The organism is Williamsia sp. Y853 (assembly GCF_056786495.1).
This window is the reverse complement of record NZ_JBXCJC010000001.1, coordinates 14,040-39,246: the sequence shown is the minus strand read 5'-3', so window position 1 is coordinate 39,246 and position 25,207 is coordinate 14,040. Positions and strand designations below refer to the sequence as shown.

At 64.4% G+C, this 25,207-nt stretch carries 27 protein-coding genes; 17 read left to right on the top strand and 10 right to left on the bottom strand.

Features of this window, described 5'->3' with window-relative positions:
* Positions 1 to 16: 16 nt before the first annotated feature.
* The gene (locus AC1TPF_RS00215; RefSeq protein ID WP_482137167.1) at positions 17 to 2,485 is read right to left on the bottom strand and encodes a penicillin-binding protein; all 2,469 of its coding nucleotides are present in this window, start codon (positions 2,483 to 2,485) and stop codon (positions 17 to 19) included.
* Positions 2,486 to 2,712: 227 nt separating this feature from the next.
* Here AC1TPF_RS00215 and AC1TPF_RS00210 point away from each other — a divergent pair, with 227 nt between their 5' ends.
* Positions 2,713 to 3,030, top strand: a complete 318-nt coding sequence (locus AC1TPF_RS00210; protein ID WP_482137168.1) for a WhiB family transcriptional regulator — start codon at positions 2,713 to 2,715, stop codon at positions 3,028 to 3,030.
* Positions 3,031 to 3,087: 57 nt separating this feature from the next.
* Here AC1TPF_RS00210 and bagB read toward each other — a convergent pair whose 3' ends face one another.
* The gene (gene bagB / locus AC1TPF_RS00205) at positions 3,088 to 4,182 is read right to left on the bottom strand and encodes an ATPase BagB (protein ID WP_482137169.1); all 1,095 of its coding nucleotides are present in this window, start codon (positions 4,180 to 4,182) and stop codon (positions 3,088 to 3,090) included.
* Positions 4,182 to 5,192 carry an ATPase BagA gene (gene bagA / locus AC1TPF_RS00200; protein WP_482137170.1) on the bottom strand — a complete coding sequence of 337 codons (1,011 nt, stop codon included), beginning with the start codon at positions 5,190 to 5,192 and terminating at the stop codon, positions 4,182 to 4,184. Before bagA ends, bagB begins: the two co-directional genes overlap by 1 nt.
* Positions 5,193 to 5,335: 143 nt before the next feature.
* Here bagA and sp36 point away from each other — a divergent pair, with 143 nt between their 5' ends.
* Positions 5,336 to 5,500 (top strand): Sp36 family protein, encoded by a 165-nt coding sequence (sp36, locus tag AC1TPF_RS00195; protein WP_023956445.1) that lies wholly within the window; start codon positions 5,336 to 5,338, stop codon positions 5,498 to 5,500.
* A gap of 7 nt (positions 5,501 to 5,507) precedes the next feature.
* The gene (locus AC1TPF_RS00190) at positions 5,508 to 5,972 is read left to right on the top strand and encodes a RidA family protein (protein WP_482137171.1); all 465 of its coding nucleotides are present in this window, start codon (positions 5,508 to 5,510) and stop codon (positions 5,970 to 5,972) included.
* A 41-nt stretch (positions 5,973 to 6,013) separates the two neighbouring features.
* On the opposite strand, the gene AC1TPF_RS00185 is transcribed toward AC1TPF_RS00190, so the two are convergent.
* Positions 6,014 to 6,157: a hypothetical protein gene (locus AC1TPF_RS00185; protein WP_482137172.1), complete on the bottom strand. Its 144-nt coding sequence runs from the start codon at positions 6,155 to 6,157 to the stop codon at positions 6,014 to 6,016.
* Between the two features lie 132 nt (positions 6,158 to 6,289).
* Between AC1TPF_RS00185 and AC1TPF_RS00180 the strand changes: the two genes are divergently transcribed.
* From AC1TPF_RS00180 to AC1TPF_RS00170, 3 genes are read left to right on the top strand one after another with little or no spacing between them, the layout of a single operon-like run.
* Positions 6,290 to 7,462 carry a CoA transferase gene (locus AC1TPF_RS00180; RefSeq protein ID WP_482142167.1) on the top strand — a complete coding sequence of 391 codons (1,173 nt, stop codon included), beginning with the start codon at positions 6,290 to 6,292 and terminating at the stop codon, positions 7,460 to 7,462.
* The gene (locus AC1TPF_RS00175; RefSeq protein ID WP_482142166.1) at positions 7,456 to 8,796 is read left to right on the top strand and encodes an amidohydrolase family protein; all 1,341 of its coding nucleotides are present in this window, start codon (positions 7,456 to 7,458) and stop codon (positions 8,794 to 8,796) included. The genes AC1TPF_RS00180 and AC1TPF_RS00175 overlap by 7 nt, the downstream gene beginning before the upstream one ends.
* 11 nt (positions 8,797 to 8,807) lie before the next feature.
* Positions 8,808 to 9,707: an LLM class flavin-dependent oxidoreductase gene (locus AC1TPF_RS00170; protein ID WP_482142165.1), complete on the top strand. Its 900-nt coding sequence runs from the start codon at positions 8,808 to 8,810 to the stop codon at positions 9,705 to 9,707.
* Here AC1TPF_RS00170 and AC1TPF_RS00165 read toward each other — a convergent pair.
* Together AC1TPF_RS00165 and AC1TPF_RS00160 are read right to left on the bottom strand one after the other, a co-directional pair.
* Positions 9,704 to 10,687 carry a MaoC family dehydratase gene (locus AC1TPF_RS00165; RefSeq protein WP_482142164.1) on the bottom strand — a complete coding sequence of 328 codons (984 nt, stop codon included), beginning with the start codon at positions 10,685 to 10,687 and terminating at the stop codon, positions 9,704 to 9,706. The two genes, AC1TPF_RS00170 and AC1TPF_RS00165, sit on opposite strands and share 4 nt — an antisense overlap.
* Entirely contained in the window at positions 10,680 to 11,534 is an 855-nt protein-coding gene (locus AC1TPF_RS00160) for an HpcH/HpaI aldolase/citrate lyase family protein (RefSeq protein ID WP_482137177.1), read from the bottom strand. The genes AC1TPF_RS00165 and AC1TPF_RS00160 overlap by 8 nt, the downstream gene beginning before the upstream one ends.
* A 167-nt stretch (positions 11,535 to 11,701) precedes the next feature.
* On the opposite strand from AC1TPF_RS00160, the gene AC1TPF_RS00155 reads away from it, so the two are divergent.
* The 7 genes from AC1TPF_RS00155 to AC1TPF_RS00125 all read left to right on the top strand — a co-directional run bounded on the left by AC1TPF_RS00155 (position 11,702) and on the right by AC1TPF_RS00125 (position 18,976).
* On the top strand, positions 11,702 to 12,856 hold the full coding sequence (locus tag AC1TPF_RS00155) for an acyl-CoA dehydrogenase family protein (protein WP_482142163.1): 1,155 nt from the start codon (positions 11,702 to 11,704) through the stop codon (positions 12,854 to 12,856).
* 27 nt (positions 12,857 to 12,883) lie between these two features.
* Positions 12,884 to 13,630: a GntR family transcriptional regulator gene (locus tag AC1TPF_RS00150; protein ID WP_482137179.1), complete on the top strand. Its 747-nt coding sequence runs from the start codon at positions 12,884 to 12,886 to the stop codon at positions 13,628 to 13,630.
* Positions 13,631 to 13,664: 34 nt separating this feature from the next.
* A complete protein-coding gene (locus tag AC1TPF_RS00145; protein ID WP_482142162.1) occupies positions 13,665 to 14,471 on the top strand; it encodes an MBL fold metallo-hydrolase in 807 nt (268 codons plus the stop codon).
* 415 nt (positions 14,472 to 14,886) lie between these two features.
* A complete protein-coding gene (locus tag AC1TPF_RS00140) occupies positions 14,887 to 17,598 on the top strand; it encodes a HAMP domain-containing sensor histidine kinase (protein WP_482142161.1) in 2,712 nt (903 codons plus the stop codon).
* Positions 17,595 to 18,008 (top strand): roadblock/LC7 domain-containing protein, encoded by a 414-nt coding sequence (locus AC1TPF_RS00135; RefSeq protein WP_482137182.1) that lies wholly within the window; start codon positions 17,595 to 17,597, stop codon positions 18,006 to 18,008. Before AC1TPF_RS00140 ends, AC1TPF_RS00135 begins: the two co-directional genes overlap by 4 nt.
* 7 nt (positions 18,009 to 18,015) lie before the next feature.
* Positions 18,016 to 18,414 carry a DUF742 domain-containing protein gene (locus tag AC1TPF_RS00130; RefSeq protein WP_482137183.1) on the top strand — a complete coding sequence of 133 codons (399 nt, stop codon included), beginning with the start codon at positions 18,016 to 18,018 and terminating at the stop codon, positions 18,412 to 18,414.
* Positions 18,395 to 18,976, top strand: a complete 582-nt coding sequence (locus AC1TPF_RS00125) for a GTP-binding protein (protein ID WP_482137184.1) — start codon at positions 18,395 to 18,397, stop codon at positions 18,974 to 18,976. The genes AC1TPF_RS00130 and AC1TPF_RS00125 overlap by 20 nt, the downstream gene beginning before the upstream one ends.
* 82 nt (positions 18,977 to 19,058) lie before the next feature.
* Here the strand turns inward: AC1TPF_RS00125 and AC1TPF_RS00120 are convergent, their stop codons facing one another.
* Both AC1TPF_RS00120 and AC1TPF_RS00115 read right to left on the bottom strand, forming a co-directional pair.
* The gene (locus AC1TPF_RS00120; RefSeq protein WP_482137185.1) at positions 19,059 to 19,733 is read right to left on the bottom strand and encodes a Crp/Fnr family transcriptional regulator; all 675 of its coding nucleotides are present in this window, start codon (positions 19,731 to 19,733) and stop codon (positions 19,059 to 19,061) included.
* Positions 19,734 to 19,902: 169 nt separating this feature from the next.
* Positions 19,903 to 20,151, bottom strand: coding sequence for a hypothetical protein (locus tag AC1TPF_RS00115; RefSeq protein WP_482137186.1), 249 nt, complete (start codon positions 20,149 to 20,151; stop codon positions 19,903 to 19,905).
* A 209-nt stretch (positions 20,152 to 20,360) separates the two neighbouring features.
* Here AC1TPF_RS00115 and nth point away from each other — a divergent pair, with 209 nt between their 5' ends.
* Genes nth through AC1TPF_RS00095 form a run of 4 tightly spaced genes read left to right on the top strand, consistent with a single transcriptional unit; the run spans position 20,361 to position 23,703 of the window.
* Complete coding sequence (nth, locus tag AC1TPF_RS00110; protein ID WP_482143969.1) at positions 20,361 to 21,041, top strand: endonuclease III; 681 nt, start codon at positions 20,361 to 20,363, stop codon at positions 21,039 to 21,041.
* A gap of 3 nt (positions 21,042 to 21,044) precedes the next feature.
* Complete coding sequence (locus tag AC1TPF_RS00105) at positions 21,045 to 21,773, top strand: TlpA family protein disulfide reductase (protein WP_482142160.1); 729 nt, start codon at positions 21,045 to 21,047, stop codon at positions 21,771 to 21,773.
* Positions 21,770 to 22,504 carry an NUDIX hydrolase gene (locus tag AC1TPF_RS00100; protein WP_482137188.1) on the top strand — a complete coding sequence of 245 codons (735 nt, stop codon included), beginning with the start codon at positions 21,770 to 21,772 and terminating at the stop codon, positions 22,502 to 22,504. The genes AC1TPF_RS00105 and AC1TPF_RS00100 overlap by 4 nt, the downstream gene beginning before the upstream one ends.
* On the top strand, positions 22,504 to 23,703 hold the full coding sequence (locus tag AC1TPF_RS00095; RefSeq protein WP_482142159.1) for a MarP family serine protease: 1,200 nt from the start codon (positions 22,504 to 22,506) through the stop codon (positions 23,701 to 23,703). The genes AC1TPF_RS00100 and AC1TPF_RS00095 overlap by 1 nt, the downstream gene beginning before the upstream one ends.
* Before the next feature lie 31 nt (positions 23,704 to 23,734).
* Here AC1TPF_RS00095 and AC1TPF_RS00090 read toward each other — a convergent pair whose 3' ends face one another.
* Positions 23,735 to 24,661, bottom strand: coding sequence for an alpha/beta fold hydrolase (locus AC1TPF_RS00090; RefSeq protein WP_482137190.1), 927 nt, complete (start codon positions 24,659 to 24,661; stop codon positions 23,735 to 23,737).
* 4 nt (positions 24,662 to 24,665) lie between these two features.
* Positions 24,666 to 25,184 carry a phage holin family protein gene (locus AC1TPF_RS00085; RefSeq protein WP_482137191.1) on the bottom strand — a complete coding sequence of 173 codons (519 nt, stop codon included), beginning with the start codon at positions 25,182 to 25,184 and terminating at the stop codon, positions 24,666 to 24,668.
* Positions 25,185 to 25,207: the final 23 nt, after the last annotated feature.

The window sequence follows — 25,207 nt, the reverse complement described above, 5'->3', positions numbered from 1 at the left end:
GTGGAGCGAATTTTGGTCAGGGTGGTGTCGGTATCTCGATCGGGCCGATCCCCGGCACGGTGATCGTCGTCGGCAGAGCGGGTGCACGTGTCGTCGGTGGTGGCGGTGGCGGCTGCGTTCGCCCGGTGCTGACGTAGATGGTGATGGTGCTGCCACCGATCGCGGTGCCCTCAGGGCTCATCGACACGACGGTCCCCGCTGACGCAGGGCTATCGGTCTGGACCCGCGTGACCCGGAATCCGGCGTCCTCGAGGCGACTGGTGGCCGCACTCACACTCATGCCTGCCACGTTCGGGACGGACGTGCCGCCGACTCCGGCGACATAGCGCGGGTCGTTGGGCGGTAGGACGGTGGGCCCGAAGTTGTTGGCGATCGGCAGGATCGCGGTGAACCAGGTCCGAGCCGGTTCACTACCGCCGTACAGGTTTCCGTCGCCGCACTGCCGAAGTGGGCCCGAGCAGATTTCAGACGGCGTCGGGGAATCGTTGTAGGTGTAGGTGGCCGCAGCCAGATTGTTGGTGAAGCCGACGAATGCCGATGAGCGGTGGGCTTCGGTGGTGCCCGTCTTGCTGGACAGCGGCAGACTCCAACCGGTCGAACCAGCGGCACCGGCAGCGGTTCCCGCACCGCGATCGTCGGCACTCAAGGCGTTGGCAAGGGTGTCCGCGAGCCCGGGTTCGACGGCTTTCTCACATTTGGGCCGCTCGAACGCGACTTCTTGGACAGCGGGGGCACCGTTGGCGTCGACCACCTCGTTGCCATAGCGGTCCCGCTTGGGCTGGGTTATCGATGCGATCGGGTTGGGCGGGCACCACACACCGTGTGAGGCCAGCGTTGCGCCGACGTTCGACAGCTCCAGCGCGTTGACCGCGGTCGGTCCCAGGGTGAACGAACCGAGGTTGCCCTGCTTGAAGTAGTCCGCGAGAGACTGCTCGCCGTTGCCCGAGCTGCCGGGGCTGGCGTACGACCGCATGCCCAACCGAACTGCGATGTCGACGGCAGGGGCCACACCGACGTCCTGCAACAGCTTCACGAACGCGGTATTGGGCGACTGCGCGAGAGCATCGGTGATCGACATCCGGGCCGGGTACCTGCCGTCGTTCTTGACGCAATAGCTGGCCGGGGGACAGCCGTTGGCGCCATCACTGCTACCCATGCCCTGCGCCTGGAACGATCCCGGGACCACCAACGACGATCCCGCGCCGAGCCCGTTCTCCATGGCCGCGGCGACGGTGAAGATCTTGAAGACCGATCCGGCGCCGTCTCCGACCATCGAGAACGGCTGTGGCTGGACGGTCTGGTTCGCGTTCTGATCGAGTCCGTAGGCGCGGCTCGACGCCATCGACATGATGTCGTGCGATTCGGTGCCGGGCTTGATCACACTCATCACCGTTGCCACGCCCTCGAGGTTGGGGTCGGTGATCTTCTGCACGCCGGCATCTGTCGATCTCTGGACGGCCGGATCGAGCGTCGTGCGGATCGTGTAACCGCCACGGGCGATGGCTTCGCGGTTCATGCCGTTGGCGGCCAGGAACTGCAGTGCGTAGTCGCAGAAGAATCCGGCGTCGGCGGCGGAAAGGCAGCCGTTGGGCATGGTGATCGGGGAGGGGGCAACGCCCAGCGGGGCGCTCATCGCGGCCTGGTATTCGGCGGCACGGTTCGGGAAGTTCGAGACCATCGTCTCGAGGACGACGTTGCGGCGTTCGGTCACACCCTCGGGGTTGGTGTACGGATCCAGGGCCGAACTCGACTGGACCATGCCTGCGAGCATGGCCGACTCGGGCACATTCAAATCCTTGGCAGGCTTGCCGAAGTAGGTCTGGGCGGCGGCTTCGATGCCGTAGGCCCCGTTACCGAACGGCACCACGTTCAGATAACGGGTGACGATCTCCTTCTTCGCCTCCTGCTTGGCCTCTGCGTCGCTGAGGTTCCGGTCGCTCTTGATCTGTTCGGTGAGCGTCTTCTCGAGGGTCAACGCCATGCGGACCTCTTTGAGCTTGCGGGCCGGAGTCGTCTCGGTGGCCGCGCGGCGCTCGGCGTCGTTCTGCGCGAGCACCAGCAGCTGGTAGTTCTTCACATACTGCTGGTCGATGGTCGATGCGCCCTGCTGGACCTCGCCGGTCGACTGGTTCTTGAGGAACGCACGGATGGTCCCTTTCCAGTCGACGCCGTCGTGATCGAGGAATCGGCGGTCCTCGACGGAGATGATTGCTCGGATCATCTCGGGGGAGATGTCGTTGTAGCCGACCTGGGTGCGATGTTGGTCGTAGACATACGCGATCGGTTTGCCGTTGACGTCGGTCATGGTCGTGACCTCGGGGACCTGACCCTCGATGAGCTCCGACGACACGTTCTGCATGGTGTCCGCCGCCCGATTCGACACGAGGCCGAAGCCGCCTGCGATCGGAAAGAGCAGGCCGGCGACCAGAACTCCGGCCAGGACACAGGATCCAACGAGCAGAGTTAAAGATTTCGACTTCGACACGCCCGCCACGATACGTGTCACCCGGGGGTGCCTCGAAGGAGTTCGAAGGTCTTGAGATCGACCCGATACCTCATCTGTTTGGACGTCAGTGCCACTTTTTTCAATCCAGGTCTTGACTGTCCATGAGTGTGATCCATAGATTAGTTCTACTTGAATGTGACTCACATAACATTCAGTGGTAAATGCAAGTCCAGGCGTACTTCATATGCTTTAGACAGGGGATGCACATGGCGAAAGCGGCAGCTGCGACCATAGAGAACGAAGCCAGGCTGGCCTGGGTGGCCAGGGCACGGTGCCGTGAGGTTGATCCTGACCAGCTGTTTGTCCGTGGCGCAGCACAGCGCAAGGCGGCAACCATCTGTCGGCATTGCCCGGTGCAACTCGAATGTGGAGCCGATGCGCTCGACAATCACGTCGAATTCGGTGTGTGGGGCGGGATGACGGAGCGTCAGCGTCGAGCACTTCTGCGTCAGCATCCCGAGGTCACCTCGTGGAGTACGTTCTTCGAAACTCAGCGCAGGCGTCAAATCGTCGGCGTTGGTTGAGCAGTCAGCGCAGATCAACAAAGGAGGCGGCCGGGGAGACCGCCTCCTCGCATGTTTTCAGCCTTTGTTCGTGAGCTCTTCGGCTACGGCACGTAACGCCGTCATGTCCGCGACCTCGAACGGCAGTGCCGGAACACCCACGATCGGAACCGTGGGATGTGAGGTCGTGAAGCTGTGCAAGAGGTGCAGCTCGCGCTTGCCGATGGTGGCCCGCTCTGCGTGAATGGTCAGAATCGCCTTGGTCAGCGGATCATCGATCTGCGAGGCGGCGGCCTCGGCTGTCGATCCGCTGATGCTGGTCAGGTTCGGATGGGTCCGGTTGAGGATCAGTCCGGCCAACGGCATCTTTTCTTCCGACAATCGGTCGACGAAAAATGCGGCTTCGCGCAGCGCATCCGGCTCGGCCGTGGCAACCACCGCGAATTTGGTCCCCGGCTGCTTGAGCAGCGTGTAGGTCTTGTTGGCCCGCTCGCGGAAGCTGCCGAACATCGTGTCGAGTGACTGTACGAACACGGACACGTCTCGCAGGGTCTCGCCGCCGATGATCGTCGAGACGCCCTTCATTGCCAGGCCCACGGCGCCGGTGACCACGCGGCCTACGCCACGTCCACCGCCGACGAGCACCTTCATCAGGCGACCTTCGAGGAACGAGCCGAGTCGCTGCGGTGCATCGAGGAAATCCAAGGCATTGCGCGACGGTGGGGTATCGACCACCACAAGATCCCAATCATCCTGTGCCAGAAGCTGGCCCAACTTCTCCATTGCCATGTATTCCTGTGTTCCGGAGAACGAGCTGGCAACCGTCTGATAGAAGGTGTTGTTCATGATCGCCTCGGCCCGATCGGGTGGCGAGTATTGCGTGACCATTTCGTCGAAGGTCCTGCGCATGTCGAGCATCATCGCGTCGAGCGTTCCCTCGCCGTCGATCTTCACCGGCTGTGGGCTGTTGGTCAGCTCGTCCATGCCCAGCGACTGGGCAAGGCGTTTGGCCGGATCGATTGTCAGCACAACAACTTTGCGACCGCGCTCGGCAGCCCAGACCGCCATTGCCGCCGCAGTGGTGGTCTTGCCGACTCCGCCTGCGCCGCAACAGATCACAACTTTGGTGCCCGGATCGGTGAGGATCGCACCCATTTTCAGGTCGATGGGCATCAGGCACCCGCTTTCTGCAGGATCTCGGACAGATCGTAGAGACCGCCGAGGTCCATGCCTTCGTCAAAGGCCGGGAGTTGCAGCTTGTCCTTGTGCAACGATTCCAGATCGGCCCCGGCCTCGAGCTGCGCCTGCACACGGCCGGCATGCTCGATGGTCTCGGTCAGCAGGCCCTCGAAGTCGGCTTCGGTGACGGTCAGGCCTGCGGCGTCGAGCTGAGTCCTCAGCCGGGCAGCGTCGATCACGCCATCGGCGATGTCGGTGACCGAATCGGCAGGCAGGTGCTGCGGCGACACCTTGTTGATGATCAGCGACCCGATTGTCAGGTCTTTGCCCTCGAGCTCGCCCACCGCGTCGATGGTCTCCTGAATCGGCATCGCCTCGAGCAGGGTCACCAGATGCACCACGGTCTCGCTGGAGTGCAACAGCTTCACAACACCGTCGCTCTGATTGCGGAGCGGACCGGTTTTGGTCAGATCGGCCATCGCCTTGGTGACATCGAGGAAGTTACCGATCCGCCCCGTCGGTGGTGAATCCACGACCACCGCGTCATAGATCCGGTTGCCCTTCTTGTCCGTCCGGACCACGCACTCTTTGATCTTTCCGGTCACCAGAACATCGCGAAGCCCCGGCGCGACGGTGGTGACAAAATCGATCGCCCCGATCCGGCGCATGGCGCGACCGGCGAATCCGAGGTTGTAGAACATGTCGAGATATTCGAGCAATGCGTGTTCGATGTCGATGGCCAGCGCCGAGACCTGGCCGCCGCCCTCTGCGGTCGCGACTTTGGTCTCGGTTGGTGCCAGCGGCGGAACGTCGAATATCTGCGCGATGCCCTGCCGCCCCTCGCATTCCACGAGCAGCACTTTCTTACCCTCGGCCGCAAGAGCCAACGCGAGCGCAGCCGCGACGGTCGTCTTCCCGGTCCCACCCTTACCTGACACGAAATGAAGTCGTGCTTTCCTGGCTGCTTCCGGCCAGTGATAACCCTGCGGTTGTTCTGACGTCACCGGCTCACCTTATCCATCAGAGCCGGTGATCAACATGGCGCCGCGGACTTCGGGTCCAAGTTTTGCCGCTTGCCCGACTGTGGTTCCGGTGGCTGAGCGCGGCTGCCCCTGGCTTGCGCATATGCAGCCGTTAGGCTGGGCACATGAGTGAGCCAACTGCCTGGGAATACGTGACCGTTCCGCTTCTGACCCACGCCACCAAACAGATCCTCGACCAGTGGGGTGCCGACGGCTGGGAGCTGGTCAGCGTCCTGCCCGGACCCACCGGCGAACAGCACGTCGCCTACCTCAAGCGCGCGAAGGGCTGATGCGCATATGACCTGGTCGGAGCGACTGACTGAACTGAACATCGTGCTCCCCAAAGTGGTGGCGCCCCTTGCCGCATACGTGCCGGCCGTCCAGACCGGCAACCTCGTCTACACGTCGGGTCAGTTGCCGATGCTCGGTGGCGAGCTCACCGCGCACGGCAAGGTGTCCGAGGGAGCCGAAGGTGTGGTCCGGCCCGACGCTGCCGCCGACGCCGCACGGATCTGCGCGCTGAACGCGCTGGCCGCCATCGACGCGCTGGTGGGTATCGACTCGATCAAGCGGATCGTCAAGGTCGTCGGATTCGTGGCATCGGCACCCGGGTTCACCGGACAGCCGACCGTCATCAACGGCGCCTCGCACCTGCTCGGTGAGATCTTCGGTGAGGCCGGGGCTCACGCCCGATCAGCGGTGGGCGTCGCCGAACTGCCGCTCGGTGCACCGGTTGAGGTCGAACTCATCGTCGAGGTCTGACCACAGCGGTATCGATCCAGCTGTACCACTGCTCCAAACCTTCACCGGTCCGCGCGCTCACTCCGAATCACGTGGGCGCGCGGATTCGTCTGGGCGATCGTGTCCAGAAATGCCTGCAACTCGATGTCGAGGTGCGGCAACAGGTCGATCTTGTTGAGTAGCACCACATGTACCCGGTTGACCATCGGCGTATCCAGATGACATTCCCCGCCAAACCCGTTGGCGGTGACGATGGAATCGACCTATACGCCCATGGCAGGTGGGTGTGAGCTGGGTAATAGGCTGGTGCGAAGTGCGGGGGACCAGAAGGAGCATCGGTGACCGATCCGGCGAGGCGCTGGGCCAGTAGCGGGATGGCTCATCTGACCGGTGATCCGGACGGCCCACCTGATTTCAGTCGGGCCGGCATCCTGGCACTGGCCGACGAGGCCGCGGCGCCCTTTGATGTCTCGGTCGACGATCTCCTCGCAGGCCGATCTGCGCTGATGGGGACCCGGCGGCAGGGGCGGATTTCGGTGGGCGGTGCCACCCGGCTGATCCGGTGCAGCGACACCTGGACGGCGTTCTCCCTGGCCCGCAGCACCGACATCGAGTCGCTTGGCGCATTGCTCAGGACCGACGAACCCATCGAGGACGTGTGGTCGACGCTGGAAGGCGCGGCCCGGGGTTGGGTTGCGGACGAACTCGTCGACCGCGCACAGATGCTCGAGATCCCGGCTGCGGTGCTGGGGTCGGCGACTGCCCCACCGTCGGTGATGACGCGAGGTTGGGACCGGACTCAGCCGCGGGCGGTCGACAGCGATCTGCTGGTGGTCGACCTGTCCGCGATGTGGGCCGGACCGCTGTGTGGGCAACTTCTGGGGAGCCTGGGAGCCACGGTGATCAAGGTGGAGAGTCCGGGCAGGCCGGACGGCGCTCGCGCCGGGAACCCTGACTTCTTCCGGTGGATAAACGGTGGAAAGCATCTCTTTCCAGCCGAGATCACCGGTCGGAACGCCGAACTGGCGAATCTGCTCGACGTTGCCGACGTCGTGATCGAGGCATCGCGACCGCGGGCGCTGGAGTCCGCAGGACTGGACGCCGCGACGCGTGCACTCCGCCCGGGTCGCGTCTGGATTCGGATCACCGGGTACGGCACGGCCCCTGACATGCGTAACCGGGTGGCGTTCGGCGACGACGCGGCGGTCGCCGGTGGACTTGTCGGACAGGGGAGTACCGGCCCGGTGTTCTGTGGCGACGCTATTGCCGACCCGTTGACGGGTCTCGAAGCCGCAGGCGCGGTGATCGAATCGCTCGGTCGGGGTGGCGGGGAGATCATCGACGTGGTGATGTCGGGGGTGGCGGCAAAATACGCTGCAGTGCAGACGATCCCGGGTCATAGCGACCACGCAGAGGTTGAAGCCCGGGTGCCTGCGATCGCAGAGGCCACCGGCGCGACGGTGGACGCGCAGTGGGTGGCAGGCCTGATCGAGAGTCGGGCGGCATGCTGATCATCAATGCGCGACGACTCACCGGGGAGCCCCTCGTGCTGCGCGCGGTGGGCGACCGCATCGGTGAGGTCGGGACGGAACTCACTGCGGTGCAAGGAGAAACGGTTCTCGATGGGCGAGGAGGAACCCTCATCCCAGGCCTCTGTGACCATCACATCCACCTGCGGGCCACCGCGGCCGCGGCCGAGTCGACCAGGGTCGGCCCCCCGCAGGTCCGCACCCCTGAGGAGTTCAGGGCCGCGCTGATCACGGCAACCCCGCAACCGGATGGCTGGATCCGCGCGGTCGGCTACCACCACAGCGTGGCCGGAGAGCTCGACCGGCATACTCTCGACGCGCTGGTTCCGCACGTGCCCTTGCGGATTCAGCATCGCAGCGGCGCGATGTGGTTTGTGAACTCGGCCGGTCTCGCTGCTCTCGATCAGTCAGACCATCCCACCGGACAGCTCTTTCGGCAGGACACCCGGATGGCTGCGACAACCACCGGCAGCCCCACCGATTTCGGTCCGCTCAGCCGCCGTCTGAGCGCATACGGCGTCACCGCCGTCACCGAGGCAACTCCGGATCTGACCGCGTCCGACCTGGATTCGCTCGACGCCGCCGTCGGCGGCGGCCAGATCCGTCAGCGGGTCCTGGTGATGTCTGCCGATTCGGGCCGCGACCATCCCCACCTGTCGTTCGGGCCGGTCAAACGTATTCTCGACGACACCACCCTCGACCTCGATGCCCTCACCGAATGGATTGCAGCCGTGCATGATCGGGGCATTGCAGTGGCCCTACACTGCGTCACCACCGTGCAGTTGGTGGTGGCCACCACCGCGCTGCGCTCCGCCCGAGTCCATGCCCGCGACCGCATCGAACACGCTGCAGTCGTGCCCGAATCAATGATCGAGGACCTCGCGGAACTGGGCGTCACCGTGGTGACACAACCCAATTTCGTGGCCGAACGCGGCGAGGAGTACCTGCAGGATGTGCCGACCGCCGAACACGAAGAACTCTGGCGGCTGCGAAGTCTGCAATGTGCCGGAATACCGGTGGCAGGCAGCACGGACGCCCCGTTCGGGGATGTTGATCCCTGGGCGGCGATGCGCGCGGCGCGCGATCGCACAACGGGGAGCGGATCGGAACTGTCCATCTCGGAGCGTATTTCGGCGAGGTCTGCCGTCGAACTGTTTCTGGGTGAGCCCGGTGATCCGGGAACGCCACGTGAGCTGACCGCTGGTTCGGTGGCCGACCTGTGCCTGCTGTCCGAGCCGCCAGAGGTGGTACTCGCGGAACTGAGCGCAGAACTTGTCGCCGCCACGGTGATCGGTGGACAGATGATGGAGCGATGAGGAGTGAAGAGATGACAGATCGGCCGCAGTTCGGGATCTTCGTGCCCCAGTTGGGGATGCCGGCCGATGCCGTGATCGCCGCCGCCCAGAATGCCGAGCGGGCGGGATTCGACTCGTTCTGGGTGATGGACCACCTCTTTGCGCCCGGCGCGCCGTCCCTGGATGCGCTGGAGAGCTGGACATTGCTGTCGGCGATCGCTGGGGCCACCGCGGACATCCGGCTCGGACATCTGGTGGTGTGCAACCCACTTCGGCATCCGGCGGTTCTGGCAAAGATGGCCGCGACCGTCGACCGGATCTCGGGTGGCAGGCTCGATCTGGGTTTGGGTTGGGGGTCGATCGAAGCCGAGTTCGAGATGTTCGGCATCGAACACAGATCGCGAAAGGAACGTGCGCAGCAATTAGGGGAGACGGTCGAGATCCTGCGCCTGATGTTCTCTGGAGAGCCGTTCGACTACCAGGGCAAGCACTTTGCGCTGTCCGGTGCTTACGGCAGGCCGACGCCGGTCCAGAGTTCGATCCCCATCCACATCGGCGGAGCAGGCAGACAACTGACGATGCCGCTGGTCGCCGAATACGCAGACTGGTGGAACTGCGTTGGTGGCGCGCGTGATCAACTCGACGAACTGCGTCCGCTGAGCGGTGGTGCGCGCCTATCCGTGCAGTACGCCGTGGGTGTTGTCACCGACGAGTCGCTGCGCGCCAAGGTGATCGAGAGAACCGCTCGCCGGCTGCCTGAATCCGGTTGGGGCAAAGCCCTGGTCGGTACACCCGGCGAACTGGTCGACATGTTCAAGGCCGAGATCGATCGCGGGGTGGAACTGTGTATTGTCCGCCTCCACGATCTCGCAGACCCGGAGACCATCAAGATCTTCGGGCGCGAGGTCGTCGCGGGGGTACTGGACGATTAAGTGGTGAGCGCGGTGAACTTCCAGTCGAGCACCGGCGTCGTGGTGCCGTCCGCCGCAACAACGTCGGCGAGCGAACGCAACTTCAACAGTGTTCCGTTACCAACAGATTCGGCTGACTCCACCTCCAAGCGGCTGGTGATCGTGTCGCCCTCGTGCACCGGACCGACATGGTCGCAGGACTGCCAGCCCAGGACCGTCACCAGATTGGGCAAGGCCCGGTTGGCCTGAGACAGTGCGATGCCGATGGTGTGACCGCCATACACCAGGCGCTCACCACCGATCCGCGCATCATGATGGGTGGCCGCGATATTGAGTGAGAGTCGCGCCAGCTCAGGGGCACTCGACACCACATCGGCACTGGATACGTAGACCGTGCCGGGTGCCGGAATCGACTGGGACTTCGGCAATGCCGACAGATCCCACCCGGCCGGGATCTCAAAGGCCGGTTCGTCGGCCGGGCCGATTGCCGAGAGATCATCGTTCGACTCGGGACGGCCTTCGGCCGGGGAGTCGGACAGGGGGATCATCGCGCACCGGTAGAAGTCCAGGATCTTGTTCCCGTCGGCGTCGGTGGTCTCCATCCGCAGGGCCGCAAGTCCGGTGGGCCGTCGTCCTGGTTTAACCGAATTCGCCCGCAATCCAACAACTTCGGTGCGGGTGTAGAGCGTGTCGCCGATGTGGGGAAAGCGGTGAAAGCGGAGACCGCGGTAGAAGAGGTTGGCCTTCACATGATGTGTCGCCAGCGTCGACTGTCCGATCGCCACATCGCAGACCAGTCCGGGATGGGCCAGGGCCTTCGGGTGTCCGGTCACAGCCTGCGACAGGTGGGCGTCGAGTGACAGCCGCAACCTGTCGCCGAGTATCGACTGATGCACCGCGGCAGCGCCCTCGGTCAGCGTCATCGACGGGGCGGTGTCGAAGACCTGCCCCACCACCAGTTCGTCGAAGTACGGTCCGCCAACGGCGATCGGGTCAGACATCGGTGCTCTCCTCTACCTTGGCCAATGTGCGTCGTGCAGACAATGCAACCGCCTCGTCGAGCATCTGCCCGTCGAGTTGAGCGGCCCCGGCGCCGCGCAGAGCGGCTTCCTCGAGTGCGGCCAGAACGCGTTGTGCGTGTTCGACAGCATCGGCCGATGGAGTGAATTCGCTGGTTACGTAATCGATTTGACGTGGATGGATCATCCACTTGCCATCGAATCCCAGCTCGCGCACCCAGCGCGTCGCGAACCTGAAGTCGTCGTTGTCGGCGGTTCCGAGGTGCGGTCCGTCGATGGCGGCGATACCAGCGGTCCGCGCGGCGATCAGCACGCGGTCCTGAATGGCAGCCCACCGGTGTGGCGGTAGACCGGGCTCTCGGCCGAGTTCGGCCGCCAGATCGGCGTATCCGATGATCAGGCCGTCCAATTCGTCTACGGCACTGCAGATGTCGTCGAGGAAGGTGAGGCCGGTGGGGGTTTCGATGAGTGCCTGCAGAGTGGCACCATGTCCGGCGAGTCCAGCCGCGGCGGTCTCGAGGTCGGCTGCACCCTGCACCTTTGGCACGACGACACTCGACAAGCCGGATCCGGTGTGGGCCAGCGCCGCGAGGTCCGCGGCGGCCCACGGTGAATCGATGCTGTTGATGCGCACGGCGATGGTGGTACCGGGCGCCGGCGTGATCGTGTTGATGGCCTCGACCACCAGCGTCCGGGCAGCACCCTTGTTGATGGGTGTGACGGCGTCTTCGAGGTCCAGGACGACCTCATCGGCTCCGGCCTGCAATGCCTTGGTCAACTTGCGTCGGTCGGAACCCGGGGTCACGAGCACAGATCGTCGGCGGCTCATCGCATCCTTTCGAGTGGCTGCTGCATCGGGTATGTACGGCCAAATCATGGTCGTCGGTGTTTGCCACTGTCAAGCAACGTGCGGTCGAGGCGGGCAACAAGTGGTTGACAATGGGTCACATTGGGCCGAATATGGCCGTACAAAGTTTCACTGTCGCGGAAGGTGTCATGAGCTACAACTTGAACGACGAAGAATCGATGCTGGTGCAAACGGTGCGTGACTTTGTCGACCGCGAGGTGAAGCCCTCAGTACGTGAGGTCGAGAAAGCCAACGAGTATCCCGACAAGTGGATCGATCAGATGAAACAGATCGGTATCTACGGGCTGGCGGTCGATGAAGAATACGGCGGCTCACCGGTGTCGATGCCCTGCTATGTGGCGGTCACCGAAGAACTCTCCCGCGGCTGGATGAGCCTGGCAGGCGCCATGGGCGGACACACCGTGGTCGCCAAACTGATCACCATGTTCGGAACCGACGAACAAAAGCACAAGTACCTCCCGGTGATGGCAACCGGTGAGATGCGGGCCACCATGGCACTGACCGAACCCAGTGGTGGTTCGGACTTGCAGGCGCTGACGACCGTGGCCAAGACCGACGGCGACGACCTGGTCATCAACGGCGCCAAGACCTGGATCAGCAACGCGCGGCGGTCCGGTGTGATCGCGCTGCTCTGCAAGACCGATCCGGCCGCCACACCACGCCACGCCGGTATCTCCATCGTTCTGGTGGAACATGGCCCGGGACTGACGATCTCGCGTGACCTACCGAAACTGGGCTACAAGGGCGTCGAGTCCTGTGAGCTCTCCTTCGACAACTACCGCATCCCGCAGTCGGCGATCCTCGGTGGTACGCCGGGCAAGGGATTCCCGCAGATGATGAAGGGCCTCGAGACCGGGCGCATCCAGGTCGCCTCGCGGGCGCTCGGTGTCGCGGCGGCGGCGCTCGAAGACGCACTGGCCTACGCCCAGCAGCGGGAGAGTTTCGGCAAGCCGATCTGGAAGCACCAGTCGATCGGAAACTACCTGGCCGACATGGCAACCAAGCTGACCGCCGCCCGGCAGCTCACCCGTTTTGCCGCCGAGAAGTTCGACTCGGGGGAGCGCTGCGACATGGAAGCCGGTATGGCCAAGCTCTTCGCCTCCGAAGTCGCGATGGAGATCGCCCTCAACGCGGTCCGGATCCACGGCGGCTACGGATACTCCACCGAATACGACGTCGAACGCTACTTCCGGGACGCCCCGCTGATGATCGTCGGGGAGGGCACCAACGAGATCCAGCGCAATGTCATTGCCGGACAATTGGTGTCCCGCGGCGGGCTATAGGCCTGCCCGCGTAGCATCGTGGCGATCATGCCTGGGAAAAGGAGCGAGGCCGCGCCCGCCTACCAATTGTTGGCGAACCAGCTGCGGCAGGACATCGCCGCCGGTCGCTACGACAACGGCTTGCGCCTCCCAACGGAATCCGAGCTGTCGGAGCGTTATGAGGTCAGCAGGCAGACCGTGCGCCGGGCATTTGTGGACCTGGTGGCGGACGGCATCGTCTATCGGGTGCCGGGGCGCGGAACATTCGTCAATGAATCCGGTGGGCGGTACGTGCGGCAGCAGGGTTCGATCGAGGATCTGATGAACCTGTCGCACGACACCACGATGGAGGTGGTCGATCAGCTTCGCAGGCGGATCGATGTGGAGGCCGCCAGTCGGCTGCGGCTGGACAGCGACGTGGTCTACACGGTGGTGTTCCGGCGGATCCACGAGGGGATCCCGTTCGTGCTGACAACGGTCCATCTGCCCGAGGACGTCGCACGACTGGTGATCGACGCCCCGGAAATGGCACAGGGAGCGGTCAGTACCTACACGGTGATCGGGCTGTTGGAACGGCACCTCGCCGCGCCCATCGCCGAGGCGGCTCAATCCATCACGGTCGGGCAGGCCGACGACCTCGACGCCGTCCATCTCGATTGCGAAGCGGGTCAGCCTGTTCTGCGGATCGATCGGCTGTACACCGATAGCAACGGGGTCGTCAGTGAACTGTCGGTCAGTCACTTCCTGCCCGAGCACTACACCTATCGCGTCACGCTGTATCGCGATCGCGGGTGAGCTGCATCATGCTGAGGGCGTTAGCCTGAGTTGCATGAGTGAATTGCAGCAGCCTGCATACCGTGAAGTTCGCCCGGTCACCGACTTCGCTTCGGTGCTGCTGTGTCGCAACCCCGGGATGATGACGCTGGATGGCACGAACACCTGGATCTTGCGGGCGCCCGGACATTCGGATTGTGTTGTGGTGGACCCCGGCCCCAAAGGCAAGAAAAAGCACGTGAAAGCCGTTGCTGCGCAGGGCAACGTGGTGTTGGGGCTGATCACCCACCGGCACTACGACCACACCGGTGCGATCAAGTACTTCCGCGCACAGACCGGTGCCCCGGTCCGGGCCCGCAGCGTCGACTACACCCGCGGCGCCTCGACCCTGGCCGACCGCGAGGTCATCGAGGCCGCGGGATTGAAGATCACCGTGCTCTACACACCCGGTCACACGGGGGACTCGGTGAGCTTCCTCGTCGAGCACGAGGGCCAGCGAGCCATGCTGACCGGCGACACCATCCTCGGCGGTGGCACCACGGTTCTCGATCCGTCGGACGGATCGTTACGTGACTACATGAACTCACTCAATCGGCTCATCGTCGAGGGTGATGAGTGTGCGATGCTGCCCGGCCACGGCCCCGATCATGCCGAGCTGATCCCGGTGGCCCGCTACTACAAGGCGCACCGCGAGCAGCGGATCGATCAGGTGCGGGCGGCCCTGACCGAACTCGGGGTGACTGCAAAAGATGCCAAGCCCGGCAAGGTGGTGAAAATGGTATATGCCGACGTCGACAAGAAACTTTGGCCGGCAGCCAAGATGTCGGTCAAGACGCAGCTCGCCTATCTCGCACAGGATTAGATTTAATGGCATGGATCTCGTCGGTGAGATTCAGAACAATTCGTTAGCGTTGAAAAGTACCGTCCGACAACGGATTTGGCTTCGTCATTAATCTTTGATCATGACGATATTGACCTCTGGTCGTGACGATCGAAATCGATCGAAATCGATCGAAATCGATCGCATTCAGAGCAGCTTGAGCATCTGGCCGTTCATGCCTAAGCGAGTCAGGGCGATGTCAAAACTTTCTCGATGCACATTGTTGGTATAAGTTGCTCCCACAGAAGATGCCCAAGCTTTCGTTATGCGTCACATCAAGCCAAGGTGTCCTTTGCCGGGGAACATCCGTTACCTCTGCCTCCAGCCCCACCCGGGCGAATCGAAGCGGGATTCGAGCGTGGTCGAAATCGGAACAGAGTCATCGAAGCGTAGACGTGTGCCGCGTATCTGGTCGCTCTCCGGCTGGCCGGTCAGCGTCAAGGTCGCGGCCGTCGTTGCGCTGCCGCTCGCGCTGGCCATCTTTTTTGGTGCGTTGCGCATTCAATCGGTGGTGGCCGACGCATCAGATCTGGCGTCGAATGTCGACAAGTCGACCGCGTCATCGCAGTTGTTCGCCATCGACTCCGTGGTGGGTGACCTTGCCACCGCCGGTGATCCGGGGCCGGAGGATCAGCTAGGGAAAATTCTGTCGTCGCTCGCCGTCGGTGAGCGACTGGAGAATTCGCCGCTGCAGGCCGACGTGGCCAGGGACTTCCAGGCGGCCTTGGCGGCGGCGGGCGAGCTGCGGGCTCGCCTACAGTCCGGGCCGGTACCGGTCGCGGACCGTATCGCCGTCGCAGAGAACATGACCTCCGCGGCAACGGAACTCTGGCTCGCCTCTGTGACCAACCTCACCAACGGGTTGGCCGCCGACAAAACCGATCTGAGGACGCTCGGGAACGGCATCATCGATTCGCTCTCTGGTAACCGGGCGGCGCAAACCCAGCAGATCCTCCTGTCCGAGCCCAACCGGGCCACGTTCGGCCTGGCCAACCGTGCCGCGGGCCGTGAGACCGCGTACCTCTCCGCGTTGGCCGTGCTGCTCGGTGACGACTCCCCGGAGGTCCAGGAGCTTCGTTCTCTGCTCGACACCCGCCTCGCCATCTACTCCGCCGGATCGAACGTAGGCCTGGCCGAAGCGGCTGCGTCGGCGGAGAGGTCGGGGGAGGTGTACAACGCGATCACCCAGCGTCTGGCCGGAGAGTCGATCGCATCGCTGACGGCGCAGGCCGAGGATCGAAAAAGGGCCGCGTGGATCGAGTCGGCGATTGTCCTGGCCGCCGTGTTGATCGCGTCTCTGGTCGCACTGTTGGTGGCGCGGTCGCTGATCCGACCGATTCGGCGACTCCGGCAAGGCGCGCTCGATGTTGCGCACCGTGCCCTTCCTGAGGAGATCGAAGAAATCCGCATGGGTGGCGACCCGCCCAAGGTCGTACCCATCCCGGTGCACACAAAAGAGGAGATCGGTCAGCTGGCCCGGGCTGTGGACGACATCCACGAAGAAGCCCTGGCACTCGCCGGCGAGCAAGCGCGACTGCGACTCCAGGTCGGCAACATGTTCGAGACGCTCTCGCGGCGGAGTCAATCGCTCGTGGACCATCAGCTCTCCCTCATTGAGGAACTCGAGCGCGACGAGGACGACCCGCGCAGGCTGGAGAGCCTGTTCCGCCTCGATCACCTCGCGACGAGGATGCGGCGCAACGGGGCCAACCTGATGGTGCTCGCAGGCACCGCGCCGCGCCGGAACCAGAACGACCAACCGGTGGCTGTGGACACCGTCCTGAGTGCCGCTGTGTCCGAGGTCGAGGACTATCGCCGCGTGTCGATGCAGGAGGTGCCCGACGCGATGGTGGTGTCCCCGGCGGCATCCGACATCGTGCATCTCCTCGCCGAGTTGATCGACAACGCGCTGCGGTACTCGCCTCCCGACACTCTCGTCTCCGTCGCGGCCGCGCGTGCCGTCGATGGCGGAATCCTCATGGAGGTCGCCGACCGTGGCCTCGGGATGTCCGCAACGGAGATCGACGAAGCGAATGTCCGGTTGTCCGTCGGTGGCGAGGTCACACCCGAGACGGCGCGCCGGATGGGCCTGTACGTGGTGGGGAGCCTTGCGCAACGCCACAATGTGACGGTTCGGCTCCGTATGACGCAGGCGCAGGGGAGTACGTCGGGAGTCACCGCCAGCGTGCACATCCCCGTGAACCTGGTCGTCACCTCCTTCCCGTCGCAGGGTCGGAACGGGCGGGCGGCCAGGCGGGACTCGGCAGCATCGTCTCGTGCGGCGGCCAACCGTCTGTTCGACGGGGCCAGTGCGGGCAGGGGCGCCCCGGCCACGAGTGCACCTACCGCGGTCGCCGCACCCGCAGCAAAGTCCGGTCACTCGACCGCGTACACCGAGCTCACCGCGGCGAAGCTGCCACGACGTAGGCCCGGAGCGAGTGGAGTCGACAAAGCTCCGGCACCGGTCTTCCCTCCCACCGACTCCGACTCCGTCGCGTCGACCGTCGACTGGAATGTGAACGGTTCGCCCTCCGATACATCTGCGTTCTTCAGTGCCCGGCCCGCCGCTCGCGCCGACAGAGCGGCGGCCGGCGACACCAGGAACGGTCCGACAACCAACGGCCGCAACCGTCCGCCGCCGATGGACCAGACCTCCGCCTCTGAATCGACGGACCGCGCCGTTCCTGGGCCGTCGGCACGCGAGGCTGCGTCGCCTGAGGCTGTGTTGCCTGAGGGCAGCCCACCGGTGTCCATCTATGAACGCATGGTCTCGGAATGGTTGCTCGATCCCGCAGACGTTCAGCGTCCGAGCGGTTCCTGGTTTACCGCTGCCGATGCCGGATGGGCCGCGGCGGCGAGCGCAGCCGAGTCTCCGATCACGACTCGGACGGAGAGCGGTCTGCCCGCCCGTACGCCCGGCGCCCGCCTGGTCCCGGGAACTGTCAACCCGGCGCAGGCGTCCCCCCATCGACCTCGCCCCGATCCGGAGAGTGGACCGGCGAGAAATCCAGAGGCCGTGCGGCGAAAGTTCACGAATCATTTCGACGGCGTCCGCGCCGGCCGTTCAGAAGACGCCTCCCACCGACACAGAACGGACGAGAACGAATGAATTACTCCGTGGCCCCAACACCGGACCGGTCGCTCGACTGGCTCGTGTCGAACTTCGCGAGAGACATAGTCGGTGTCGTACATGCCGTCCTGGTCTCGGCCGATGGCCTGCTCATGGCAACAAGCGAAGACCTGCCTCAGGAGCGGGGCGAGCAGTTGGCGGCCGTGACATCCGGACTGGCGAGTTTGTCCTCAGGTGCGGCGCGATTGTTCGACGGCGGCCCGGTATTGCAGTCGGTCGTCGAGATGGAGAACGGCTACCTCCTACTGATGAGCGTCGGTGACGGATCGCACCTGGCGTCACTGACCGCAGCATCGTGCGACATCGGCCAGGTCGGGTATGAGATGGCCGTGCTCGTCTCGCGCGTCGGCAGCATGGTGGAACCGTCGGCCCGAATGCGAGAACGGTGACGCACTCATGCCCCCACCCGATTCGCTGCACGACGACGACGATTCCTCTGAGATCGGTGCACCGTCTCCCAACCTGGTGAGGCCCTACACGCTCACGGCGGGGCGTACCAAAACCGACATCTACCTCCCGCTCGAAGCTCCGGTGCACACCACCCCTGACACCATCCCGAACTTCTGGCCGCCCAGCGACGTCCGCACGAAAATCATTGCGCTGTGCGGGAACGGACCGTCCGTGGCGGAGATCTCGGCCCGTCTGAATCTGCCCCTCGGCGTTGCGCGTGTGCTTGTCGGGGATCTCGTCGAAACCGGAAGCCTGCGCCTTTCGGAGACTCTCAGCGACGACGCGACTGCGGCGCAGCGCCGCGAACTCATCGGAAGGACACTTCGTGGACTACAGGCACTCTGATACGAGAGGCCGAGCCGCATCGACAAAGATTGTGGTGGCGGGCGGGTTCGGCGTGGGCAAAACCACGTTGGTCGGCACGATTTCGGAAATCGTGCCCCTTCGCACCGAGGCGATGATCACCGACGAGTCCGAAGGCGTTGACGAACTCGATGTGGCGGGCACGAAATCGACGACGACGGTCGCGATGGACTTCGGCCGGATCACGTTGTCCGACGATCTCGTCCTCTACCTCTTCGGCACACCGGGACAGCGTCGCTTCTGGTTCATGTGGGACGACCTGGTGCGCGGAGCGATCGGTGCCATCGTGCTCATCGACACCAGGCGCCTCGACGACTCGTTCGCGGCAATCGATTACTTCGAAGCCTGCGGTCTGCCGTTCGTCGTTGCGATCAACCAGTTCGACGACGCACCACGTTTCGCGATCGATGACATTCGAGAAGCGTTGGCGATCTCGGGTTCCGTGCCCATCCTCGAAGTCGACGCCCGGCGGGCACAGTCGGTACGTACAGCTCTGATCACACTCACCGAATACGCACTCACCAGCGTGAGGTCAGCCAGCTAGTGTCCCGCGTCCGGCCAAAACAAAACCGCCAGTTCCAACGCGCCACATGGGTGCGCCGGAACTGGCGGTTTCGGTAAGGAAATCAGCGAGCGCGACGTGCCAGGCGCTCGGAGTCGGCGATCAGGACACTCTTGCCCTCGAGACGGAGCCAGCCACGCTGTGCGAAGTCGGCCAGGGCCTTGTTCACGGTTTCGCGGGAGGCGCCCACCAGCTGGGCGATCTCTTCCTGGGTGAGGTCGTGAGTCACACGCAGAGCCCCGGCTTCCTGCGTTCCGAAGCGCTGGGCCAGCTGCAACAGCTGCTTGGCCACGCGTCCGGGAACGTCGGTGAAGATGAGGTCGGCGAGGTTGTTGTTGGTGCGTCGCAGACGACGGGCCAAAACCCGGAGCAGCTGCTCCGCGATCTCCGGCCGGTCGGCGATCCACGAACGCAGAGCGTCACGGTCCATCGAGACCGCACGGACCTCGGTCACGGTGGTGGCCGAGGAGGTACGCGGACCCGGATCGAAGATGGACAGTTCGCCGAACATGTCGGACGGCCCCATGATCGTCAGCAGATTTTCACGGCCATCGACTGACTTGCGGCCGACCTTCACCTTGCCGGACAAGATGATGTACAGCCGGTCTCCGGGCTCACCTTCGTTGAAGATGACATGTCCACGGGGAAAATCAACAGGCTGGAGCTGATTGGCCAGTGCTGCGACGGCGGTGGGCTCCACACCTTGAAAAATGCCCGCCCGCGCCAGTACTTCCTCCACTTACGCCCCTTTCTAAGGGTCCAGCCAGACCACGTTCAAACCTGAGAATGCTCACACAAATCATGCTGTTGTGTTCGTCACCCGTTATGCAGTCTACGGGTAACCAGAGGAAAAACTGGCAGTTACCCCCACTAACGCCGATGGCCTGTCGCGAGCGGCTCCACGATCGCTAACTGACGCGGATCGAATCGTCGGATTCGGAGTTCGTCGGCGTCCGGCGATCGCGAAACTCGTCGAGCGCCGCAGGAAAACCGTGTGTGGCCAGCGTGTCGAGCTGCTCGGGTTTCGCCGACTCCAAGAATTCCTCGACGTGTTCACCGCGGACGGTGAGGCGCTCGAGCCGGCTCTCGAGCCGCTCCATCGACAGAGCGAAGAGCATGAGAGCGGCTGGGAAGAGAAGTACTGCGAGTCCGTGCATGGGGTGTAGTTAACACAACCCAGGTCTCAGAAGAGAAACAATCGCCGTAGGAATGGTCGTCGGGGCCGAGCTCGACCACTCGCCCGCGCAGTCGGTTCGCCGCCCCGTACTCTGAGTTGGTGAGTTCGAAGGCAGGGGTCAAGCGCGCCAAAACCGCGGCGCAGCGCGGGACCGAGACCCACACAGGTCTGGTGCGACGTGCGCGGCGGATGGACCGCACCTTGCAGATCGCTTTTCCGCACGTCTATTGCGAACTGGACTTCACCAATCCGCTGGAGCTGTCGGTGGCCACCATCCTGTCGGCGCAGTGCACTGACGTGCGGGTGAACCTGACAACGCCTGCCCTGTTCAAGCGCTATCGCAGCGCCGAGGACTACGCAGGCGCCGATCGGACCGAGCTCGAAGAGATGATCAGATCGACGGGTTTCTACCGGAACAAGGCGAACTCGATCATCGGTCTCGGCCAGGCACTCGTGGAACGTTTCGACGGCGAGGTCCCGTCGAATCTGCGTGATCTGGTGTCTTTGCCCGGATTCGGCCGCAAGACCGCCAACGTCGTACTCGGTAATGCGTTCGGTGTACCCGGAATCACAGTGGACACCCACTTCGGGCGGCTGGTGCAGCGCTGGAAATGGACCGCGGAGACCGACCCGGTCAAGATCGAGCACGCTGTCGGTGAGCTCATCGAACGCAAGAACTGGACCGACTTGTCGCACCGCGTGATCTTCCACGGTCGACGGGTCTGCCATTCACGCAAGCCGGCCTGCGGTGTCTGCGTGCTTGCCGCCGACTGCCCGTCCTACGGTCTGGGACCCACGGAGAAATCTGAGGCCGCGGCTTTGGTGAAGGGGCCCGAGACCGACCATCTACTTGCACTGGCAGGTCTCTAGTCGATGTCGGATTCACCTGATCCGGGCCAGGCCCGGCCCACTGAGCGCTCGCGTTTTGCGCTGTCGACATCGGCCCGTTGGACATTGGCCGTCCTGATTGTCGTGCTCGCACTGATCGTTGCCATCTGGCCGCGGTCCTCTCCCGATCCCACGCCCGCGCCGTCCGCGGTGTCGACCGACGGGACCGGAAAGCTCCCCGGACTCCAGGCCGCCGTCTCCGACGACGACATGGTCAAGGCCCGGGAGAAGGCAGGATTGCAGGCTTGCCCGTCCCAGCCCGGTCCGGCGCCGGAGAACTCCGCACTCAAGGGTGTTCTGGTGCCCTGTCTGGCGGACGGCTCGACCGTCGACCTCGGGGCTGCGACGGCCGGTACGCCGATGCTGGTCAACGTCTGGGCTCACTGGTGTGGTCCGTGCCGGGCCGAACTCCCGGTGATTGCCGACTATGCCGAGCAGGCAGGCGACAAGATCCGGGTGCTGACCGTGCAGGGCAAAGAAGGGTCGGAGAACGTCTTCCTCTCACTCAACCTGCTGGCCGAAATCGGTGTGAACTTGCCGACCGTTGTCGATCCGGACGCGAAGATCGCTGCTGCCCTTGGCATTCCGCGGGTCTATCCGGCCACCGTTCTGGTCCGGGCCGACGGTACGGTCGCCGCGGTGCTGCCGACGGTCTTCGACACCGTCGATGAGGTCTCGGCGGCCGTCGACAAATACCTGGGTGTCGCCGCGTGACCGAGATCTTGGTGCCGACGACGTCGGTGCCCCCATGGATGCGCGCGCTCACCGCGAATCTTGCCGGCGTCACGCAATCGGTCGAGGAGCGCGGAGGAATGACCGCCCGGCTCATGCGTTCCCAGATGCCGATCACCCGCCCCGCTGCGGTGCTGATCCTGATCGGCGGCGACTGGGACGGCGATCCGACCCATCACGGTGGTGTCCCCGCCGATGCCACGGTGCTCCTGACCCAGCGTGCAAGCACCCTGCGTAACCACGGCGGACAGATCGCGTTCCCCGGTGGCGCCCGCGATCCGGGCGACGACTTCCCGGTGGGTACCGCGATGCGTGAGGCAGAGGAGGAGACCGGGCTCGATCCCTCCGGTGTCAGCCAACTCGCGGTCCTCGACATGTTCCCGGTGCCGCCCTCGGGCTTCGAGGTGTCGCCGGTGCTCGCCTACTGGACCGAACTGTCCGACGTCGGTGTCGTCGACATCGGCGAGACCTCCCGCGTGCTCAGGGTGCCGCTGCGCGACCTGATCGATCCGCACAACAGGATCCAGGTCGAACGGATGATCGCCGGTACCCGTGCCTACCAAGCACCGGCTTTCTGCGTCGAAGGCATGCTCGTGTGGGGTTTCACCGGCGGGCTGCTGGCCGCGATCATCGAAGCCGCCGGCTGGGAGATCCCCTGGGACAAGTCGGATATCCGTGACCTCGATGTGGAGCTCGCCAAGGTGGGTCAGTGATGAGCGGATCCGCATGGGTCGATGTGATCGTCATCGGCATCGCGTTGCTCGCCGCCGCGTCGGGATATCGCCAGGGTGCGATGTCGTCGGCGATGGCATTCATCGGGGTCCTGCTCGGCGCGGCGGCCGGCGTGCTGCTGGCACCGCATCTGATCCGCAACATCGAAGACCAGCGTTGGCGGCTGATCGCGGGCGTTCTGCTGCTGGTCGCGCTGGTGATCGTCGGCGAGATCTCGGGGATGGTGCTGGGCCGGGCGGCCAGGAGCGGTATTCGGACGTTGTCATTGCGACGGGTCGATTCGGTGATCGGTTCGCTGCTGCAAGCGGTGGCGGTCCTGTTGGCCGCCTGGATCCTGGCCACACCGATCAGCACATCGGCGCAACCGCAGATCGCCGCGGCGGTCCGAGATTCCAAGGTGATCGAGGAGATCAACCAGCTCGCGCCGACGTGGCTCCAGCGGGCCCCGCGCGAATTCTGGGACATGTTCGACAACTCGGGGCTCAAGGAGGCCATCGGGCCGTTCGGCCGGACCCCGATCACCAGTGTCGACCCGCCCGACGAAACGCTCCTCGATCAGCCTGTCGTCGAACAGGTTCGCGGCAGTGTCGTCAAGATCGAAGGCATCGCGCAGAGCTGTCGGCAGGCACTGGAGGGCAGCGGCTTCGTGGTCTCGCCCGAACGGGTGATGACCAACGCGCACGTGGTGGCAGGCACCAACCTGCTGCAGGTGTCGGCCTCCGACGACACCTTCGACGCGACCGTCGTCTACTTCGATCCGCTCACCGACATCGCGATTCTCGACGTCCCCGGCCTGCAGGCCCGGGCGATGCGATTTGCGGACGAGCTGGCGAAAACGGGTACCGATGCGATCGCGCTCGGCTTTCCCGAAGGCGGGCCGTTCAACGCCAGCGCCGAGCGGATCCGCGAGGTCATCCAGCTGCGGGGCCCGGGCATCTATCCCGATACGGCGGTCACCCGGGAGGTCTACACCGTGCGCGGCTCGATTCGGCAGGGCAATTCCGGCGGGCCGCTGATCAATTCGGATGGGGAGGTGCTCGGCGTGGTGTTCGGTGCCGCCGAGGATCCGTCCACCGAAACGGGGTTTGTGCTGACCGCGGCCCAGGTTCAACCCGGTCTGGCCGAATCCGAACGCCTGAGCGCGCCCGTCGACACCCAGTCCTGCGTCCACTCGTCCTGAAGGCTCGGCCGGTGATCGGTGCGGGGCAGGGTCAGCTCTGCAGGAATTCGATCAGCCGACCGTTGACCTCGTCGGGCTGCTCTTGATGTGAGTAGTGGCCGGCATCTGCGACCTCGGTCAGTTCCAGTTTCGACGACCAGTGCGCACTCGCGGTCAGAGTCGATCGCTGGATGTAGTTGTCGAGTTCACCCCGGATCGCGAGAACCGGGATGTGCAGACGTTTGTCCATGAGTTCCAGGAAGCGGCTTCCGTCGGGACGGAACTGCGACCGGAAGGCCCAGCGCTGGTATTCCAGACTGCAATGGGCCACGCCCGGTATCTGGATTGCGGAGCGGTTCCGCTGCGCGGTGTCGGCGAAGTCGTCGGTGTCGATCCAGGCGGGACCGGAATGTCTGCGCAGGAGTATCTCGGCCATCAAGCCGTCGTCCTCGAGGAGTGTGCGCTCTGCCGTCCGGGGGATCTGGGACTTGAGGAACCCGCCGAGGAACGCCTTGCGCTGGCTCGGTTCGCGCAGCGTGGCCGTCTTGAGGGCCTGCGGGTGTGGAGAGGAGATCACCGCCATCGACCTGACCGAACGGGGATGCAGGACGGCGGTCGCCCAGCAGACCAGGCCGCCGTCGGCATGACCCACCAGAGTGGCGTCGGTATGTCCCAGGGCCCGGATCAGGCCGTCGGTGTCACCGGCCAGTGTCCAACCGTCGTAGCCGCGCGGAGGTTTGTCGCTGTCCCCGTAGCCACGCAGGTCGACGGCGACCGCCCGGTAGCCGGCCTCTGTGAGCGCAGTGAGCTGGTGGCGCCAACTCCACCAGAACTCACCGAAACCGTGCATGAAAAGGACCAGGGGACGGTCCTTCCGCGGGGTCGCGGCCTCGACCGCATGTAGTCGGACGCCGTTGGCGCGGACATCGCTGTGGTGCCATCCCGTGAACCGGACGGTCGACGGATCCGGGGCAGGCAAAATGTCAGCCCTTGGCGGGCTGGCTGGGCTTGCGCAGGTCGGCGCCGGGGCGAACCTGTGCGTCGTGACCTCCGGGGCCTGCAGGCAACACGTCCGAGAGGTGCTGGACGGACGCGATGGTCTTCTTGGGCCCGGTCATCCGTTTGAACACGATGTACCCGACAAGTCCGGTGATGATCGCCGCGACGAGCAGGATCAGGAACACGATGCCGAATGCGGCCCACCGCGGCAGCCACTCGGAGAGCAACTCGCCGAGGAACCAGAAGAAGAACAGGCTGGCGTAGAGCGCAACGGTGAGGGCCACGACGATCAGGCCCGTGCCGATGGCGGCCTTCTTGGCCTCCCCGGTCAGTTCGGCCTTGGCCAACGCCACTTCGGCGCGGAACAGTGTCGACAGATGTGCGGTGGCTTCTTTCACCAGCGCTCCAACACTCGGGTCACCACCGGGGCGCACATTGGGGTCGGACAACGGGATCGATGAGACGTTCGGAACATCTCCCGAGGTGCGGTCGTCCAGAGTCACTGCTACTCCTCCATCCTCGGACA